17 protein-coding genes and 1 other RNA gene are annotated in these 16,301 nt (G+C 59.1%); 10 read left to right on the top strand and 8 right to left on the bottom strand.

Features of this window, described 5'->3' with window-relative positions; all coding sequences use genetic code 11:
- Positions 1–43 precede the first annotated feature (43 nt).
- Positions 44–1,303, top strand: a complete 1,260-nt coding sequence (gene clpX, locus MB02_RS00960) for an ATP-dependent Clp protease ATP-binding subunit ClpX (protein ID WP_067531371.1) — start codon at positions 44–46, stop codon at positions 1,301–1,303.
- Between the two features lie 66 nt (positions 1,304–1,369).
- On the opposite strand, the gene MB02_RS00955 is transcribed toward clpX, so the two are convergent.
- Genes MB02_RS00955 through MB02_RS00945 form a run of 3 tightly spaced genes read right to left on the bottom strand, consistent with a single transcriptional unit; the run spans position 1,370 to position 3,790 of the window.
- The gene (locus MB02_RS00955; protein ID WP_067531369.1) at positions 1,370–2,302 is read right to left on the bottom strand and encodes a cation diffusion facilitator family transporter; all 933 of its coding nucleotides are present in this window, start codon (positions 2,300–2,302) and stop codon (positions 1,370–1,372) included.
- Positions 2,303–2,306: 4 nt separating this feature from the next.
- Entirely contained in the window at positions 2,307–2,996 is a 690-nt protein-coding gene (mtgA, locus tag MB02_RS00950) for a monofunctional biosynthetic peptidoglycan transglycosylase (RefSeq protein ID WP_067531367.1), read from the bottom strand.
- Positions 2,997–3,046: 50 nt separating this feature from the next.
- Positions 3,047–3,790: a helix-turn-helix transcriptional regulator gene (locus MB02_RS00945; RefSeq protein ID WP_235829376.1), complete on the bottom strand. Its 744-nt coding sequence runs from the start codon at positions 3,788–3,790 to the stop codon at positions 3,047–3,049.
- A 119-nt stretch (positions 3,791–3,909) separates the two neighbouring features.
- Here MB02_RS00945 and MB02_RS00940 point away from each other — a divergent pair, with 119 nt between their 5' ends.
- Positions 3,910–4,668 carry a class I SAM-dependent methyltransferase gene (locus tag MB02_RS00940; RefSeq protein WP_067531363.1) on the top strand — a complete coding sequence of 253 codons (759 nt, stop codon included), beginning with the start codon at positions 3,910–3,912 and terminating at the stop codon, positions 4,666–4,668.
- Positions 4,669–4,723: 55 nt separating this feature from the next.
- On the opposite strand, the gene rpoH is transcribed toward MB02_RS00940, so the two are convergent.
- Together rpoH and MB02_RS00930 are read right to left on the bottom strand one after the other, a co-directional pair.
- Positions 4,724–5,620, bottom strand: a complete 897-nt coding sequence (gene rpoH / locus MB02_RS00935; protein WP_407919322.1) for an RNA polymerase sigma factor RpoH — start codon at positions 5,618–5,620, stop codon at positions 4,724–4,726.
- A 121-nt stretch (positions 5,621–5,741) separates the two neighbouring features.
- Positions 5,742–6,704, bottom strand: coding sequence for an RluA family pseudouridine synthase (locus MB02_RS00930; protein WP_067531360.1), 963 nt, complete (start codon positions 6,702–6,704; stop codon positions 5,742–5,744).
- 15 nt (positions 6,705–6,719) lie between these two features.
- Here MB02_RS00930 and MB02_RS00925 point away from each other — a divergent pair, with 15 nt between their 5' ends.
- The 4 genes from MB02_RS00925 to rnpB all read left to right on the top strand — a co-directional run bounded on the left by MB02_RS00925 (position 6,720) and on the right by rnpB (position 9,072).
- Positions 6,720–7,115 (top strand): Mov34/MPN/PAD-1 family protein, encoded by a 396-nt coding sequence (locus tag MB02_RS00925; RefSeq protein ID WP_067531358.1) that lies wholly within the window; start codon positions 6,720–6,722, stop codon positions 7,113–7,115.
- Between the two features lie 151 nt (positions 7,116–7,266).
- Positions 7,267–7,908 carry a histidine phosphotransferase family protein gene (locus MB02_RS17885; RefSeq protein WP_067531356.1) on the top strand — a complete coding sequence of 214 codons (642 nt, stop codon included), beginning with the start codon at positions 7,267–7,269 and terminating at the stop codon, positions 7,906–7,908.
- A gap of 6 nt (positions 7,909–7,914) precedes the next feature.
- Complete coding sequence (locus MB02_RS17880; protein WP_067531354.1) at positions 7,915–8,616, top strand: N-acetylmuramoyl-L-alanine amidase; 702 nt, start codon at positions 7,915–7,917, stop codon at positions 8,614–8,616.
- Positions 8,617–8,657: 41 nt separating this feature from the next.
- An RNA gene (rnpB, locus tag MB02_RS00910) (RNase P RNA component class A) lies at positions 8,658–9,072 on the top strand.
- A 34-nt stretch (positions 9,073–9,106) separates the two neighbouring features.
- On the opposite strand, the gene MB02_RS00905 is transcribed toward rnpB, so the two are convergent.
- Positions 9,107–9,910: a metallophosphoesterase family protein gene (locus tag MB02_RS00905; RefSeq protein ID WP_067531352.1), complete on the bottom strand. Its 804-nt coding sequence runs from the start codon at positions 9,908–9,910 to the stop codon at positions 9,107–9,109.
- 249 nt (positions 9,911–10,159) lie between these two features.
- Here MB02_RS00905 and MB02_RS00900 point away from each other — a divergent pair, with 249 nt between their 5' ends.
- The gene (locus MB02_RS00900; protein ID WP_067531350.1) at positions 10,160–10,915 is read left to right on the top strand and encodes a TorF family putative porin; all 756 of its coding nucleotides are present in this window, start codon (positions 10,160–10,162) and stop codon (positions 10,913–10,915) included.
- Between the two features lie 105 nt (positions 10,916–11,020).
- Here MB02_RS00900 and MB02_RS00895 read toward each other — a convergent pair whose 3' ends face one another.
- On the bottom strand, positions 11,021–11,773 hold the full coding sequence (locus MB02_RS00895) for an SIMPL domain-containing protein (protein ID WP_082825883.1): 753 nt from the start codon (positions 11,771–11,773) through the stop codon (positions 11,021–11,023).
- 92 nt (positions 11,774–11,865) lie between these two features.
- On the opposite strand from MB02_RS00895, the gene MB02_RS00890 reads away from it, so the two are divergent.
- A complete protein-coding gene (locus tag MB02_RS00890; protein WP_067532191.1) occupies positions 11,866–12,303 on the top strand; it encodes a VOC family protein in 438 nt (145 codons plus the stop codon).
- 4 nt (positions 12,304–12,307) lie between these two features.
- On the opposite strand, the gene nhaA is transcribed toward MB02_RS00890, so the two are convergent.
- A complete protein-coding gene (nhaA, locus tag MB02_RS00885) occupies positions 12,308–13,501 on the bottom strand; it encodes a Na+/H+ antiporter NhaA (RefSeq protein ID WP_067531348.1) in 1,194 nt (397 codons plus the stop codon).
- 91 nt (positions 13,502–13,592) lie between these two features.
- Between nhaA and MB02_RS00880 the strand changes: the two genes are divergently transcribed.
- Both MB02_RS00880 and MB02_RS00875 read left to right on the top strand, forming a co-directional pair.
- Positions 13,593–15,002 carry a glycosyl transferase family protein gene (locus MB02_RS00880; RefSeq protein WP_067531346.1) on the top strand — a complete coding sequence of 470 codons (1,410 nt, stop codon included), beginning with the start codon at positions 13,593–13,595 and terminating at the stop codon, positions 15,000–15,002.
- Positions 14,999–16,255 carry a hypothetical protein gene (locus MB02_RS00875; RefSeq protein WP_170304596.1) on the top strand — a complete coding sequence of 419 codons (1,257 nt, stop codon included), beginning with the start codon at positions 14,999–15,001 and terminating at the stop codon, positions 16,253–16,255. Before MB02_RS00880 ends, MB02_RS00875 begins: the two co-directional genes overlap by 4 nt.
- Positions 16,256–16,301 lie beyond the last annotated feature (46 nt).

The raw sequence follows: 16,301 nt of genomic DNA, 5'->3' as shown, positions 1-16,301 counted from the left end.
TGGCACAGGCGAATCCCCGCATCGTGCGGGGCGGGATTAGAATATGACCAAACTGAGCGGATCGGACAGCAAGAGTACCCTGTACTGCAGCTTTTGCGGCAAATCGCAGCATGAGGTGCGCAAGCTGATTGCCGGGCCGACAGTATTCATCTGCGATGAATGCGTCGAATTGTGCAACGACATCATCCGGGAGGAAACCAAGGCGGGCCTCGCGGGCAAGAAAGACGGCGACGTTCCTACGCCGCACGAGATCTTTCACACGCTGAATGACTATGTGATCGGTCAGGATCGTGCAAAGCGGGTGCTTTCCGTCGCGGTGCACAACCATTACAAGCGGCTCAAGCATTCCGGAAAGTCTGGAGATGTTGAGCTTGCGAAGTCGAACATTCTGCTGGTCGGCCCGACCGGGTCTGGCAAGACTTTGCTTGCCCAGACTCTCGCCCGCACTTTCGATGTTCCGTTCACAATGGCGGATGCGACGACACTCACCGAGGCGGGCTATGTGGGTGAGGATGTGGAAAACATCATCCTCAAACTGCTGCAATCCTCTGACTACAATGTCGACAAGGCGCAGCATGGCATCGTCTATATCGATGAAATCGACAAGATTACGCGCAAGGCGGAGAACCCTTCGATCACGCGTGACGTATCGGGTGAAGGTGTCCAGCAGGCGCTGCTCAAGCTGATGGAAGGTACTACGGCCAGCGTCCCTCCCCAGGGTGGGCGCAAGCATCCGCAGCAGGAATTCCTGCAGGTGGATACGACCAATATCCTGTTTATTTGCGGTGGCGCATTTGCAGGTCTGGAGAAGGTCATTGCCGATCGTCTGCAGAAGCGTTCGATTGGATTTGGAGCGCACGTTGCCGATCCGGACAAGCGCCGGGTTGGTGAATTGCTGGAGAAATGCGAACCCGAAGATCTGCTGAAGTTCGGCCTTATCCCTGAGTTCGTCGGGCGCCTGCCGGTGATCGCGACGCTCAACGATCTGGATGTGGCTGCACTTGTCCAGATTCTCCGGGAGCCGAAGAACGCACTGATCAAGCAGTATCAGAAGCTGTTCGAGCTTGAGGATGTGGAACTGACTTTCACTGACGACGCGCTCGAAACCATTGCCGAAAAGGCGATTGCGCGTAAGACCGGCGCGCGTGGCTTGAGGTCTATCGTCGAAGGCATCCTGCTGGATACGATGTTCGATCTGCCCAGCCTTGAAGGGGTGAGCGAGGTCGTGGTCGACAAGGAAGTGGTGGAAGGCCGCAAGGAACCTGTTCAGGTTCTGGGCAAGAAGAAGGAGGCGGCGGCCTGATAGGGGCCGCTCCTCTACCGCTCTTCTTTCGCTGTCGAGCCGCTTAGGGCTGGCTCGTTTCGTGAATTAGACGGTTTCACCGTTTTCAAGCACGCATCCGGCGTTGCTTAGTGTTTCCACCTGAATTGTCGCATGCCCGATATTGAAGCGGTGATCGAGCTCGTGTGCGATGTCGTGCAGGAAGGCGTCTCCTGGATAGCCACCAGGCATGACGAGATGAGCTGTGAACGCGGTTTCGGTCGTACTCATTGGCCAGATATGGAAGTCGTGGACTGCTTCGACACCTGGAAGACCTGTCAGGTAGGCGCGCACTTCGCTTTCGTCGATCCCCTCCGGCACGGCGAGGAGGCCCATTTTTACGCTGTCTTTCAGCAGTGACCAGGTGCTCCAGGCGATAACCGCAACGATGACGAGGCCGGTAACCGGGTCAATCCAGACCTGTCCGGTCAGCAGGATCAGCAACCCGGCCACGACAACACCGAGCGATACCAGCGCATCGGCTGCCATGTGGAGGAAGGCCCCCCGGATATTGAGGTCATGCTTGCGGCCCCGCATGAAGAGCAGCGCAGTCGCAGTGTTGATGATGACGCCAATTCCGGCCACGATCATCATCGTCTTGCCTTCCACGGCGGCAGGAATGATGAAACGGCGTAAGGTCTCGATCAGGATGGCGCCGATTGCCACCAACAGCAAGCCTGCATTGGTAAGTGCAGCCAGGATCGAGCTTGATTTGAAGCCATATGTGAAGCGGGCCGAGGCGGGGCGTTTCGCCATGATAGCGGCGCCCCATGCGATCAGCAGGGCCAGAACGTCCGACAGATTGTGCCCTGCATCTGCAATCAGAGCCATGGAACCGGACAGGTACCCGGCAAGCGCTTCGACTACGACGAAGGCCGTGTTCAGCCCTATGCCCAGTGCAAAAGCACGGCCGAAGCTGGCCGGGGCATGGCTATGGCCGTGAGAACCATGTTGGTGTGTGTGAGAGTGACCCGCGCTCATGGCCCTACTCGTACACACAGGTGTCGAGCCCGTCACGTCTGACTGAACCGATCCGTGCGGCAATGGTATTGCCATACCGCCGGGTAAACCCGCCTGGGTTCAAAACGGCACGTTCCTTGGGCAGTGGCAGGACAGCTGCGATGCGCGCAGCCTCACTGCGAGAGAGGCGAGCGGCAGAGTGCTTGTAATAACGTTGTGCACCCGCTTCCACGCCGTAGGTAGCAATGCCGGTCTCCGCGACATTAAGATAGACTTCCATGATGCGGCGCTTGCCCCAGACGCTTTCGATGAGGACAGTGAACCAGGCCTCCAGCCCCTTGCGAAAATAGCCGCCACCTTGCCACAGGAAGACATTCTTGGCCGTCTGCTGGCTGATCGTTGATCCTCCCCGAATGCGGCCGCCGCGGGCATTGCGCTCCATTGCTTTTTCGATGGCTTCGCGATCAAAACCGTTATGCGAACAGAACTTCCCGTCTTCAGCCGCGATCACGGCATCGACCATGTTACGATCAATTCGGCTTAGCGGTGTCCAGTCCTTGGTGACGCCGCCATTCGCCAAATCGAAGGCGTCATCCATCAGCATCGTGGCCGTGAAGGGCACGGGAACCCACTTGAACAGCAATACCAGCGCTACGCTGACAGTGAGGAACCAGACGATGATTCGCGCAAGAATGCGAAGAAGTTGGCCAACCATGAGGGGGGATTACAGGCCCACAGGCGCTAGCGCAACGAGACGCCATCAAGTCAAATGCTATCGAGACAGGGCTCCAGCATCACAAGTTTGAAATCAGGTCGATCCGCTGGGTGAAGCGTATGTTGCTCGAACTCGAGGCGGCCCTGCAGGGGATGTGTGAATATGCGCAGTCCACCTTCGCGAGAGGATACGGATTGCGTGTTCCATGCTTCGCGAAAGAGTGCGCTCCGGGCTGAAAGCCATTCGACCACTGCCTGCGTGCGCGGATCGGTCGGATTGCGACCGAAGTCGGCTCTGAACTCTGCCAGTATCCGCCGTGCCCGGTGTTCCCAGTCGGGCAGCAGGGTGCGCGCCTGCGGTGCGGTGAAGACATATCGCAGCAGATTTCGATCCGTGGCGGTCTCTTCCAGACTGACGAATAATGCCCGTGCAGCTTCGTTCCAGGTGCAGATGTTCCATGCTGGATCGAGGCCGTATGCGGGGTGGGGCACGGCCTGGACGAATGCCGTGACCGAGGCAGGGGCATCATCATCAAGCGCGGAAAAAGGATTATCGGGATCGTGGTGTCCTGCCAGTTCGAAAAGATATGCGCGCTCTGCAACCGTGAGTTGCAGAGCCTTGGCCAGACGGGACAGCGTATCTGCCGATGGGCGGACTTCGCGTCCCTGCTCGATCCATGCGCACCAGGTGACGCCAATTCCTGCGCGAGCGGCCACTTCTTCCCGGCGGAGGCCCGGGGTACGCCGACGGCGTCCGGCTTCATCGGGGCGCAAGGCTTCTCGACGGGCACGCACAAAGGCACCTAATAGACGACGTTGCTCAACGCTTTGCATAATAGACATTATAATAGGATAATTTTGTACATTGTAACAGGTTAAATTTTGGCGACTATCCGGTGGATCAGGAGGTAATTATGAACACATCCCATGATTCCGTCGTGCAGCGGCAATTCGGCCCGCAAGCACAAGCCTATGTGGAAAGCAGTGTGCATGCCGCAGGGGCAGATCTCGATTGGATCGAGCAATATGTCAGCCAGTTGAGTCCGACTCATGCGCTCGATCTGGGTTGCGGCGGTGGCCATGTGGCCTATCGCCTCGCCCGGCATGCAGAGCGAGTGATTGCCAGCGATTTGTCTGCCGACATGGTTGGCGCTGTTCTGGAAACGGCTGCCGACAAAGGTCTGGCGAATATCGAAGGGCAAGTGGCGTCCGCTGCGGATTTGCCCTTTGCCGACAACACATTCGATTGCGTCGTCTGCCGTTTTTCAGCCCATCACTGGCGCGATTTCGTGGGCGGATTAACGGAGGCTCGTCGTGTGTTGAAACAGGACGGCGTAGCCTTGTTCATTGATGTCGCTGCTCCGGAGAATGCGTTGGCCGATACGCACTTGCAGGCTATCGAATTGCTGCGGGACCCTTCGCATGTCAGGGATTATCGCCCAAGCGAATGGAGCAGTGCACTTGCCTTAGCCGGGTTTGAAATCAAATCGCTGCGGCGTTGGAAACTGCGCATGGACTTCGAGCCCTGGATCGCCCGAATGCGAACCCCTGACGCGCACGTCGCGGCCATTCGTTCGCTTCAGGAGGCTGCCGCGGAAGAATTGCGCCAGTACTTCACGATCGAACAGGATGGATCCTTCGTGCTCGATACGACCGGAATTGAAGCGATGTAGACGGGGACCTCGATGCCTCTCCCCGGCATGCCGGGGAGAGGCATCGTGTGGTAGGTCAGCCCGCTGTCGGAGTCTGGATCAGCCTTTCGCCAGCGATACGCATCATTGCCTTTTGCAGCTTCTCGAATGCGCGGACCTCAATCTGCCGGATGCGTTCACGTGAGACATCGTAAACCTGGCTCAGTTCTTCCAGCGTTTGCGGATTTTCCGTCAGCCGGCGTTCCGTCAGAATATGACGTTCACGCTCGTTGAGGCTTTCCATTGCCTCCACCAGCATTTCGTGATGCAGTTCGGCTTCTTCGGCCTCCGCTACGGTTTCATCCTGCAGCGGACGGTCATCGGTCAGCCAGTCCTGCCATTGCCCGGCACCTTCTTCACCCTGGCGCATGGACACGTTGAGCGAGGAATCCCCGCCCATCAGCATGCGCCGGTTCATGTTGACGACTTCCTGTTCCGGCACGCCCAGATCCTGGGCGATCTTCTTCACATCGTCAGGGTGAAGGTCGGTATCCTCGTAAGCATCGAGATTCTTTTTCATCCGGCGCAGATTGAAGAACAGCTTTTTCTGCGCGGCGGTTGTGCCCATCTTCACGAGTGACCAACTGCGAAGAATGAACTCCTGCATCGAGGCCTTGATCCACCACATCGCATATGTTGCGAGGCGGAAACCCCTGTCGGGTTCGAACTTCTTGACGCCCTGCATCAACCCGACGTTCCCTTCGGAAATCAGGTCGGACACGGGCAAGCCATAGCCGCGATATCCCATGGCGATTTTCGCCACGAGTCGCAGATGACTGGTCACCAGTTGTGCGGCGGCTTCGGGATCTTCATGTTCCTGATAACGCTTGGCGAGCATATATTCCTGCTCGGCCGTCAGCACCGGGAACTTCTTGATCTCGGCCAGATAACGATTGAGGCTTTGCTCACCCGAAAGGGCGGGCACGCTGCTCAGGCTTGGTTTCTTTTCACTCACTTCGATCTACACCCTTTTCGTGTCGACCGCTTTTGCAGGACCCCTACCGGGCATCCTGCGACTGCGGCCACAATGGTACGGGGAACTTGCTATTTTCTTATCACAAACACCGTAAAATTGCCAGAAGTTCCCGCATGTCGGACGGCATTTCGCTACGGAATCGGAGGGTTTCACCACTAATTGGGTGGGTGAATCCCAAAGTTGCCGCATGCAGTGCCTGTCGGGCGAAGGAAAGGCGGGAAAGGACCGGCCTGATTCGGGAATTTGCGCGACCATATAACGGGTCCCCCAATAGCGCATGGCCGATTGACGCCATGTGAACGCGCACCTGATGGGTACGCCCCGTCTCTAGCCGACATTCGACAAGACTGGCTGCCGGGGCATGTGGAGGGAGCGTTTCCAGCAGGCTGTAGTGGGTAACCGCATGTTTCCCCCGGGCTGCCGCGTCATCCAGTACCGCCATCTTCTTGCGGTTTGCCGCAGATCTCCCGATTCTGCCGGAAACTACACCCGATTGCGGCACAGGGACGCCGTTGACGATGGCAAAGTAAGTCCGTTCGATCGAATGGTCAGCAAACTGCCTGGCCAGCCCTTCGTGTGCTGCATCGCTTTTTGCGACGACCAGAAGTCCGGAGGTGTCTTTATCGATCCGGTGGACGATGCCGGGGCGTGCGACACCGCCGATGCCGGAAAGGCTGCCGTCGCAGTGATGCAGCAGGGCATTGACCAGCGTCCCGTCAGGATTGCCGGCTGCGGGGTGGACAACGAGGCCTGCGGGTTTGTCTACCACAATCAGATGTGCGTCTTCGAACACCACGTTGAGGGGGATGTCCTGCGGTTTGGCTTCTGCTTCTGCCGCTGGCGGAACTTCGATAGCGAACTGTGCCCCCTCCAGGGACTTGGCGGATGCGTTGGTAATGGGCCTGCCATCGAGTGTAACATGGCCGCTGGCGAGCAGGGCTTTGATCCGTTCTCTGGATAACTCGGTGGCGTCGGCAAGCGCCTTGTCGAGACGAATGCCCCCTTCGCCGAGAATACCCTCAATCAAATTCTTTCGCCCCATGCTACGAATGTGGGCATGACTGTCGCGGTAACAAGAGACGCCCTGGCTCGTTTGTACGAAGAAGCGGCAAAAGCCGCACCTGAAGAGGCTTGCGGGCTGCTGCTGGCTGATGATGGCCGGATTGTGCAGATAAGGCCGGCGGCGAATGTCGCACAGGATCGGCGCATCAGGTTTGAAATCGACCCGCGTGTGCTGATCGAGGCGTTTCGTGCTGAGCGGGAAGGGCAGCTCCAAATAGCAGGATACTACCATTCGCACCCTCAAGGCACGCCGGAACCTTCACCGTGCGATCAGGAACAGGCGTCTGCCGATGGCAGGATCTGGGCGATTATCGGGCCGGCGGAGGTACGCTTCTGGCGCGACGAGAAAGAGGGTTTCTCGTCGCTTCCCTATGTGGTCGTGGAAGCGTAAGGAGCAGAGCCCGGTTTGACGGCTTCGCTTGGCCGCGCAAATACAAAACTTTGCCGCTCAAGGGAGAGGGCACTGTTCCGGGATCAGATTTTCTCCCTATAACAGCGCCGACTTCATCAAAGTTTGCAGGAAAGTGTCCCGAAAGCTGAATATGTCCAATTCTTCCGTTGATCTCGCCAGTCTGCTTTGCTCGCGCCTCTGCCACGATCTGCTCAGTCCCGTAGGTGCTCTGGTTAACGGACTGGAGCTGCTGGCGGACGAAAAGGATCCCGAAATGCGGCAGCGCTGTTTCGAGTTGCTCGAACAAAGCGCGCGCACTTCGACCGACAAGCTCAAATTCTTTCGCCTGGCCTTCGGGGCGGCGGGCGGATTTGGGGAGAGTGTGGCGGCTGAAGAAGTCCGGAGCCTTGTCGATGCCCTTGTCGCAGCGAACGACCGTATCTCCGTAACCTGGGTGCTAGGCGTCGCCGAAATGTCCAAGCCGGCAGCAAAAGTACTGCTCAATTTCGCCCAGATCGCGATCGATGCGCTGGTGCGGGGCGGGGAAATCGACATAGCGGCGGAAGTTCGCGGCGGGACAAGCGAGCTCGCTGTACGCGCGATGGGGCCGAAGATCGCCTTCGACGAGGCAATCGGGCGGGCGCTCGATGGCTCAATGCCGGAGGAAGAGCTGACCAGCCGGACAGCAGCGGCCCACATGCTGCATGTGCTGGCGCAGGAATCGGGCGGTGGCCTGCAGTACGCCGTTACCGGGGAAGCGCTTGTGATGGGGGCCGTCCTGCCGGAAGGATGACAGGCTATGGATGAGCTGGTGCAGCGCGAGCAACCCTCGCCAAATTGGAATGAGCGCCAGCTCCCTGTTTCCATGGTCGTGCTTCATTACACAGGCATGCAGACCGCCGATGAAGCTCTGGCCCGCATGTGTGACCCGGCAGCCGAGGTTTCCGCGCACTACATGATTGAGGAGAACGGCACTGTCATCCGGCTTGTCGATGATGCCAAACGCGCGTGGCATGCCGGACGTTCCTATTGGCGGGGTGTCACTGACGTTAATTCCGCCAGCATAGGAATCGAGCTGGTCAATCCCGGGCATGAGTGGGGGTATCGCCCGTTCACAGCGGCGCAAATGGAATCACTTTTGCCGTTATTGGGCCGGATAGTGCGTCAGTATGATATCCCGAGAGCCAACGTTGTCGGGCATTCCGACATTGCGCCCGCGCGCAAGGAAGATCCGGGCGAGTTGTTCGATTGGGAGCATCTTGCCCGATTGCGGCTGGCATTGGACACGCCGAAGATCAGCCTTGGGACACCGTTTCCCAATGACGGAGCCTTTCTTCTGGGTTTGGAGCGCTTTGGCTACGACATTTCCGATGGCCGGGCGGCTGTTGCGGCGTTCCAGCGGCGCTGGCGGCCTTCGCGGATTGACGGAGTGATAGACGGAGAATGCGGTGCGATCCTGTTCGCCCTGCTTCTCGAACGTGACCGTGGTAACGCGAGATAGGGTTTCCCTCTGCGGTGCGCGCCATGCTAGAGGCTCAAACGCCAGGGGGCCGGGCAGCCGCGTCGAAACATTGTTTTGCCGAGGAAAGTCCGGGCTCCACGAAACAAGGGTGGCGGGTAACGCCCGCCGGGTGTCCGGTCCAGGCCGGGCATTCAGGGAAAGTGCCACAGAGAGCATACCGCTAACCGGGGAAACCCGGCAGCAAGGGTGAAAGGGTGCGGTAAGAGCGCACCGCGCGACTGGCAACAGGAGCGGCACGGCAAACCCCACCCGGAGCAAGGCCGAATAGGGGTGGCGAGCTGGCAACGGCAGGGGCGTTTCGCTCTGAGTCACCCGGGTTGGCTGCTGGAGCCTTGCGGTAACGCAAGGCCTAGAGGAATGGCTGCCATCGCGGATACGGTCCTACATGGGATACCGTCTGTGATACAGAACCCGGCTTACAGGCCCCCTGGCATTCTTCACCTGGGTAATTTGGCCTCGCCGGTATCGCTCAGGTAATCGCTTCGCAGGTTTCCGTCACGATTTCATGATTGTGCGTGACCGCTTGAATGAAGCGTCGCGTCGAACCTTCGAGCACCAATGCTGTCAGCTTCCCGTAGCAATAGGCGCCCGTGTCGATACCAATGCGGTTGGAACGCAGCTGCACCTGGTGGCGAATCGTGTGGCCATGGACGATCACATGCGAATGTGGCTCCTCGTAAGAGAGGAAAGGCTCACGGATCCAGCGCAACGATTGGGGCTTTTGTTGCTCAACAGGAAGTCCGGGTTCGATCCCGGCGTGGACGAACAGATAATCGCCGATTTCGACCTTGTCGTCGAATGAGGCGATAAACTTGCGGTGTTTGCCAGGAATTCCCGCATCCATTGCGGCCTGCACATGCTGGAGGGTCGGTAGGCTGTCGTTGTCGCTGTCAATGCCGTAGCTGAGCAGCGTCTCCCGGCCGCCGCAGCGCAGGATATTGCTCAAAACACCAGGGTCGGTGAAGCTGTTCAGGAACATTTCCTCATGATTCCCCATGAGGATGTGCATCCGGCGCCGTTTCTGCCAATCGAGGGCGAAATCGACCACGCCGGCACTGTCCGGGCCGCGGTCCAGCAGGTCGCCCAGCATGAGCACTGTGGTCTCCATTTCAGGAGCAGACTGCGCGTCTGCCTCTATTGCATTTGCGAGATGGCGGAGCAGGTCCAGCCGCCCATGGATGTCTCCGATGGCGTAGATGCGTTGCCCGTGGGGAACGCGGGCCGCCTCGTCTGCCTGAGCCCTTTGGCTCGAGTTCTCATGCGGATTCAGCATGATAGCCACTCTTCAATCCAATCGAATCATTAGCCGTTTGCCCCGGGTGTGTCCGGCATGCCCATGTGATGCAAAAAACCCACACATTTTGCATTTGCACAGGCGGTGAGGGCATTTGGTCTTGTGCGATGCAACAGTCGTAGGCAATCTTGCACGTATTCCGCAAGGTTCATCCGGGGCAAAGAGATGATCTGCGGGGCGCAGGTGGGACGAGGTTCAATAGATATACAATAAGTAAGGAATATTGCCATGCTTACGTCCGTCCGTAGCCTTATGACTGCTACCGTTCTTGCCGGTGCCGCTTTCGCTGCCACTCCCGCCATGGCTCAGGAAGAAAGCACGTCCGACATCACCGTTTCGGGCAACGTTGCCCTTGTCACCGACTATCGTTTCCGCGGCGTTTCGCTGTCCGGCGGCGACGCTGCCATTCAGGGCGGCATCGACATCGCCCATTCGAGCGGTTTCTACGTCGGCACGTGGGCTTCCTCCATGGAAGATTCCCCGGTTTACGGCGAAATGGAACTGGACATCTATGGCGGCTGGAGTGGTGAAGTCACCCCTGGCCTGACCTTGGATGCCGGTCTGCTCTACTACGCCTATCCGTCGAAGGATAACGGTGCTGGCCCGTCGGATTACTTCGAGCCGTACCTGTCGCTGTCGACCACGCTTGGCCCGGTTGGTGCGACCGTTGGTGTTGCTTACGCCTGGGATCAGGATTCCCTGGGTGATGAAGACAACCTGTATCTCTACACCGATCTGGAAGTCGGCATTCCCAACACGCCGATTTCGCTCTCCGGTCACCTCGGCTACACCGATGGTGCGCTCGCTCCGGACTATGTGAACGGTGTGAACAACGACAAGTCGGCTATCGACTGGTCGATCGGTGCTTCGGCTACTGTCCTTGGCGGTCTGACGCTGGGCGTCAGCTACATCGGCGTCGAAGGCCAGTCGATCAAGAATGCCACCGACGATGCCGTCGTGGGCACGCTGTCCTACAGCTTCTAAGGTCTGAACAGCCTTTGGATCATGCGGCCCGCGCCTTGTGCGCGGGCCGTTTTTGATTCTGGGTTATGGTCCTTCTGGCAAATATCGGGGCGCTTGCGCTGGCCCTTAGTCGAGATAGAAGTCGATTGTCGTAACGACACGGACCTTCTTGTACGGCGTATCCGAGACACCCCAGCCGCCACCGTCGCCGTCCCGCGCGTCGATCGAAAAGTAACCCTGAGTGGCCTGCTTGATACCGCCGACGCTGGTCGCGCTGTCCTTGGCGAATTGCTGGGCCGCTGCGCGAGCATCCTTTGTCGCTTCCGCCACCATCGCCGGTTTGATGTCGTTCAGCTTGGTGAAGGTGTAGGCCATGCCGGAACCTTCCTCCAGTACCACGCCCCGCCGGACGAGGTCGAACTGGCGTTGAACCGCCTTTTCGGCGCGGGGAATATCAGTCGTACGCAAGGTCATGCGCTGGCGTACCGTAAACTGCGCCACGCCGTTGTTCGTAAAATTCGATACGTTTACCCCGCTCGGTTGGAGAGCGTCGTCCGGAAAGCCCAGTTCCTTGAAAAAGGAACGGATCGCCGATGTGTCGCGATCAACGCCGGCTTGCGCTGTGGCTAGGTCCGTTGCCGTGGCAGAATATGCGATTGTCCAAGTGGCGAGATCTGCCTTCACATCGCGTTCGGCGAGTCCGCGTACCGTTACCGAACGGTCCGCCGCTTTGGCACGAGTCAGGCCATCACCAAGTAAATACCCCCCCAGAATCAATCCTGCCGCCACGATCGCTGAACTCGCCAGCCAACGACGGTTGACGGAATCACGCCAGAAAGGTGCGGTGGAAGGTTGGTCTTCGTAATCAGGATCGGGCATGATGGGGTCTCCCTGTCGGCGCGCATAAGATGCAAATCATCTTACAATGTCGATGAACCGTTCTTTAACGTAGATGAATGGAGTTTATGGTCTTGGTGAAGTATCTTCATACCATGATTCGGGTGACGGACCCTGACGCGACGATCGGCTTTTTCAACTTGATCGGGTTGCAGGAGGTGAGCCGTCACGATTCACCCGAAGGGCGTTTTACGCTGATCTTTCTCGCGGCTCCGGGGCAGGAAAATACCGCTCAACTCGAACTGACCTACAACTGGCCGCCAGAAGACGGCAGCGCGCCGGAAACATACGCAGGCGGCCGAAATTTCGGGCATGTCGCCTTCCAGGTGGAAGATATCTATGCGACCTGCCAGCGTGTGCTGGATGCTGGTCACACAGTTCATCGCCCGCCGCGGGACGGGCATATGGCTTTCATCAAATCGCCCGATGGAATCTCCGTCGAACTGCTGCAGAACGGAAGGCTGGAGCCGCGCGAGCCCTGGAGCAGTATGGAGAATACCGGAACCTGGTAACGTATCAGACGCCCTTTCGGGTGGCAGGGGCGAAACGCAGCACGCAGTAGCCCATGATCGCCGATATGACCGAGCCACCCAGAATGCCGAGCTTGGCTTCCTCCACCAGCAATGGATAACGGGGGAACGCCAGTGCGGCGATAAACAGGCTCATGGTGAAGCCGATGCCACACAGGATCGTGACACCCCAGATTTGCACCCATGTGGATTCGTCAGGCCGCCGGGCAAACCCGATCTTGTCGGCAATGAAAATGGCCGCGAAAATTCCTGCCTGCTTACCGATCACGAGACCGCCAGCGATTGCGAGGGGGAGAGGGGCAAGCACCCCTTCGAGGCCAATTCCCGCAAGGGCGACCCCCGCGTTGGCAAAACCGAATATCGGCACGACCAGATAGGCGTTCCAACGGACCAGACCGTGCTCCAGCTGTTCCAGCATGGAATGCCCGTCACGTTTGCGCATAGGGATGGCTAGAGCGGCCACGACACCGGCTATCGTGGCATGGATGCCGGAATTGAGTACGCAGTACCACAGCACGAGCGCCGCGATTATGAAGGGCCAGAGGCTGGTCACTTTCATTCGGTTGAAGGCGAACATTACGCCGAAGACCAACAGTGCGGCGAAGAGCCAGGCCAGCTTCAGGTTGGCCGTGTAGAACAAGGCGATGATCAGTACCGCCCCGATGTCATCCACGATGGCGACGGTGAGCAGAAACAGCCGCAGCGGCCCAGGTACGCGACTGCCCAGCAGGCCGAGCACGCCCATCGCAAAGGCGATGTCCGTCGCCGCGGGAATCGCCCACCCACGGTTCAGTTGCGGATCGCCGCCTGAAAGGGTGAAATAGACTGCTGCGGGAATGGCCATGCCAGCGATTGCGGCAAATATGGGCAGGCGCCGTTGCCGGGCATCGGACAGTTCCCCCGCCACAATCTCGCGTTTCACTTCCAGGCCGACGACGAAAAAGAAGATCGCCATCAACGCGTCGTTGATCCACAGGTGCAGGTTGTTGAGCTTGCCGATCGGGGTCCAGGGCAAGGTGCCGTGGAACAGAACATGATATTCGTGCGCGAATGGCGAATTCGCCACTGCCATAGCCGCAGCAGCCACCATTATCAGAAGCACGCCTTCGAAGGCATCGCTAACGAAAAGAGCCTTGAACGGGCGGATGGCAGTGGTCAGTGATAAGCGGGGCGAAGTCATATTCGTCCTTTTTCGCAATTGTTTGCGCGTTGCAAGCACCCATTGACTAGGTTAGGCACGCTTGGGCACGTCATCAACAGGGGGGTAGTGGATGACGATCTTCGGGGTCTATTCCCTTGTACAACTGGTGGCGCTCGCAGGCTATGAGCTGCTGCTGTTTGCCGGGGTGTTTTTTCTGATCGGTACGTTAGACGATATCGCTATCGATCTCTATTACCTGTGGGTCAAATTGACAGGCAAGGCGCGGACGATGAAAGTCGACCGGGCCGAATTGTCGGGCCAGCCATTGCTGGGCACTGCGGCTGTGATGATTCCGGCCTGGCAGGAAGCCGAAGTTATTGGCGCCACTGTTGCGCACATGCTGGCTGCGTGGCCTCAGGCTGAACTGCGCATCTATGTTGGATGTTACAGCAACGACCCGGAAACGGCGTGGGCCGTGGTGCGTGCGGGTAACGGCGATCCGCGCCTGCGTCTGGTCATTCACGACCGTGCCGGGCCTACCAGCAAGGCGGATTGCCTCAATCGTCTGTTTTCCGCCCTGCGCGAAGATGAAGAACGGAATTGCACGCGCGCGCGAATGGTCCTGTTGCACGACGCGGAAGACATGGTTGATGCAGCAGCTCTTCCATTGCTGGACCGGGCAATGCGGAAATACGACTTCGTCCAGATACCGGTGCTGCCTGAACCACAAGCTGATTCGCGCTGGATTTCCGGGCATTACTGCGATGAATTCGCCGAGGCCCATGGCAAGTCGATGGTGGTTCGCAATGCACTGGGGGTCGGTTTGCCGGCTGCCGGCGTCGGCTGCGCGTTCGATCGCGATGTGCTGGACCGTGTGGCCCGTCGCAATGGAATGCCGGAGGCGCCGTTCGCGAGCAGGAGCCTGACCGAAGACTACGAATTGGGGCTCAAGATTTCGGAGATCGGAGGCAAGTCGACCTTCCTGCGTGCACGGGGAACCGATGGCAGGTTGGTGGCGACGCGGGCATGTTTCCCGGCGAGTCTGTCCGAAGCGGTCAGACAGAAGACCCGCTGGATCCACGGGATTGCCTTTCAGGGCTGGGACCGGATGGGCTGGAGTGGGCAGCTGGGCGAACGCTGGATGCGCTTGCGCGACCGTCGCGGGCCTTTCGCTGCTTTTGTCCTGACCGCGGCCTATCTGTTCCTGATCGTGGCTGCTGTGATAGTCTTCGCCACATTCGCCGGTTTGCTGGAAATGCCTGAGCCCGGGCCGGTGGTCAGCACGATGATGATGCTGAACCTCATGAGCTTTCTCTGGCGGGTCGGCTGGCGATTTGTGTTCGCAACACGCGAATATGGCCTGATGGAGGGCCTGTTGGCGGTTCTCCGGATCCCCGTTTCCAACATCATCGCAATCATGGCCGGGCACAGGGCGCTGTCCGCTTACTGGCGGACGCTCAGGGGAGAACCTCCGCACTGGGAGAAGACGGCACACCGCACCCACCCAGCGCTTATGTCAGAGAAAAAGGTACTGTCGTGATATTGAGTGAAAGGCTGCGCGGGCAGCCGATTTGGGGCCTGTCTCTCGTACTGGGCGGTTGGGTGGCTTTGCGATTGCTGACCTGGACGCCGCCGCATTGGCCGGCGGGACAAGCGAACGCTGCGGAAGTTCCGCAACCCGTCCAGTTGGTCAAAGTGGAGAGGCCGGAGACAGTGGCCGCTCCAACCGGCTTCGAACGGGGCCCGGTATCGGCCGCGATTGGAGCAGGTAGCTATGCCGGACCTGACTCTTTCATGCCTGAGGTGATGTCCTGGCAAGGGGGGCTTCGCGCGATGGCTCCAATGATCCTGCCGATAGTGCAAAGGGTTGCGATCCCGGTCGGAGTTCCTGTCGGTTACATGGCTGAGGCGGGGAACGGCACACAGCCACCTCAGGGCTATCGGCAAGTGTGGCTGGCGGGGCTGGGCAATGTTCTGATGCCGGAAGGCATGGCTGCTCGTATCGGCAATGGACCTGCTCCGGGGGATGCATCGCAAGAGCCGGCCCTTGCGGCGAACTATGGCGGGCAAACGGTACCGGCAGCACCGGCGCCGGTTCCGTTGTCGCCAGGATTGGCAGAGAGCCGCAAGAGTCGTTGGGGCAAGCACTGGTCGATGGATGCGTGGTCGCTGGTCCGCAAGGAATCGGCCACGGCGCTGACATCGGGCCGCCCGCTGTATGGTGGCAGTCAGGCGGGAACAGTGATCCGTTACAAGTTGGCGCCGCAAAGCCCGCATCGGCCGATGGCTTATCTGCGTACGACCACGGCGTTGGGCAAAGTGAGGCAGAGCGAAATCGCTCTTGGCCTAGCCGCTCGCCCGTTTGCTTCGGTTCCGGTCGTCGCCGCGGCCGAGGCTCGTGCTTACCGTGGCCCGATAGGCGGTACCCAATACCGCCCGGCGGCAATGGCATATACCGAATTGCCGCCCTTCCGCATGCCGTTGGGCTTCACTGGCGAAACCTATCTTCAAGCCGGTTATGTCGGGGGGACTTTCGGGACAGGTTTTGTCGATGGACAACTGCGGGTCGATCGACAGGTCTTGGAACTGGCCGGGGGACGTCTCAGCCTGGGCGGGGGAATCTGGGGTGGAGCACAGGCAGGAGCATCACGGCTCGACATTGGCCCAGGCGCGACTGCATCCTTGAATGTGGCAGGCGTGCCGTCGCGTGTTTCGATGGACTGGCGTTTCCGGCTTCTTGGCAATTCGGACCCTGAATCAGGTCCGGCGGTGACCATTTCAGCCGGTTTCTGATTCGAAGCGCTTTAATCCATGGCTGGGGTAGGTTACGGCATGACCT

It is taken from the genome of Croceicoccus estronivorus (genome assembly GCF_001625325.1).
GTDB classification, from domain to species: domain Bacteria; phylum Pseudomonadota; class Alphaproteobacteria; order Sphingomonadales; family Sphingomonadaceae; genus Caenibius; species Caenibius estronivorus.
This window is presented reverse-complemented; position numbering and strand designations above follow the sequence as displayed.

Excerpts from the sequence above, each read along its gene's own strand:
- clpX (WP_067531371.1), top strand. The coding sequence starts at position 44 with ATGACCAAACTGAGCGGATCGGACAGCAAGAGTACCCTGTACTGCAGC.
- MB02_RS00955 (WP_067531369.1), bottom strand. The coding sequence starts at position 2,302 with ATGAGCGCGGGTCACTCTCACACACACCAACATGGTTCTCACGGCCAT.
- mtgA (WP_067531367.1), bottom strand. The coding sequence starts at position 2,996 with ATGGTTGGCCAACTTCTTCGCATTCTTGCGCGAATCATCGTCTGGTTC.
- MB02_RS00940 (WP_067531363.1), top strand. The coding sequence starts at position 3,910 with ATGAACACATCCCATGATTCCGTCGTGCAGCGGCAATTCGGCCCGCAA.
- MB02_RS00930 (WP_067531360.1), bottom strand. The coding sequence starts at position 6,704 with ATGGGGCGAAAGAATTTGATTGAGGGTATTCTCGGCGAAGGGGGCATT.
- MB02_RS00925 (WP_067531358.1), top strand. The coding sequence starts at position 6,720 with ATGACTGTCGCGGTAACAAGAGACGCCCTGGCTCGTTTGTACGAAGAA.
- MB02_RS17885 (WP_067531356.1), top strand. The coding sequence starts at position 7,267 with ATGTCCAATTCTTCCGTTGATCTCGCCAGTCTGCTTTGCTCGCGCCTC.
- MB02_RS17880 (WP_067531354.1), top strand. The coding sequence starts at position 7,915 with ATGGATGAGCTGGTGCAGCGCGAGCAACCCTCGCCAAATTGGAATGAG.
- MB02_RS00905 (WP_067531352.1), bottom strand. The coding sequence starts at position 9,910 with ATGCTGAATCCGCATGAGAACTCGAGCCAAAGGGCTCAGGCAGACGAG.
- MB02_RS00900 (WP_067531350.1), top strand. The coding sequence starts at position 10,160 with ATGCTTACGTCCGTCCGTAGCCTTATGACTGCTACCGTTCTTGCCGGT.
- MB02_RS00895 (WP_082825883.1), bottom strand. The coding sequence starts at position 11,773 with ATGCCCGATCCTGATTACGAAGACCAACCTTCCACCGCACCTTTCTGG.
- nhaA (WP_067531348.1), bottom strand. The coding sequence starts at position 13,501 with ATGACTTCGCCCCGCTTATCACTGACCACTGCCATCCGCCCGTTCAAG.
- MB02_RS00880 (WP_067531346.1), top strand. The coding sequence starts at position 13,593 with ATGACGATCTTCGGGGTCTATTCCCTTGTACAACTGGTGGCGCTCGCA.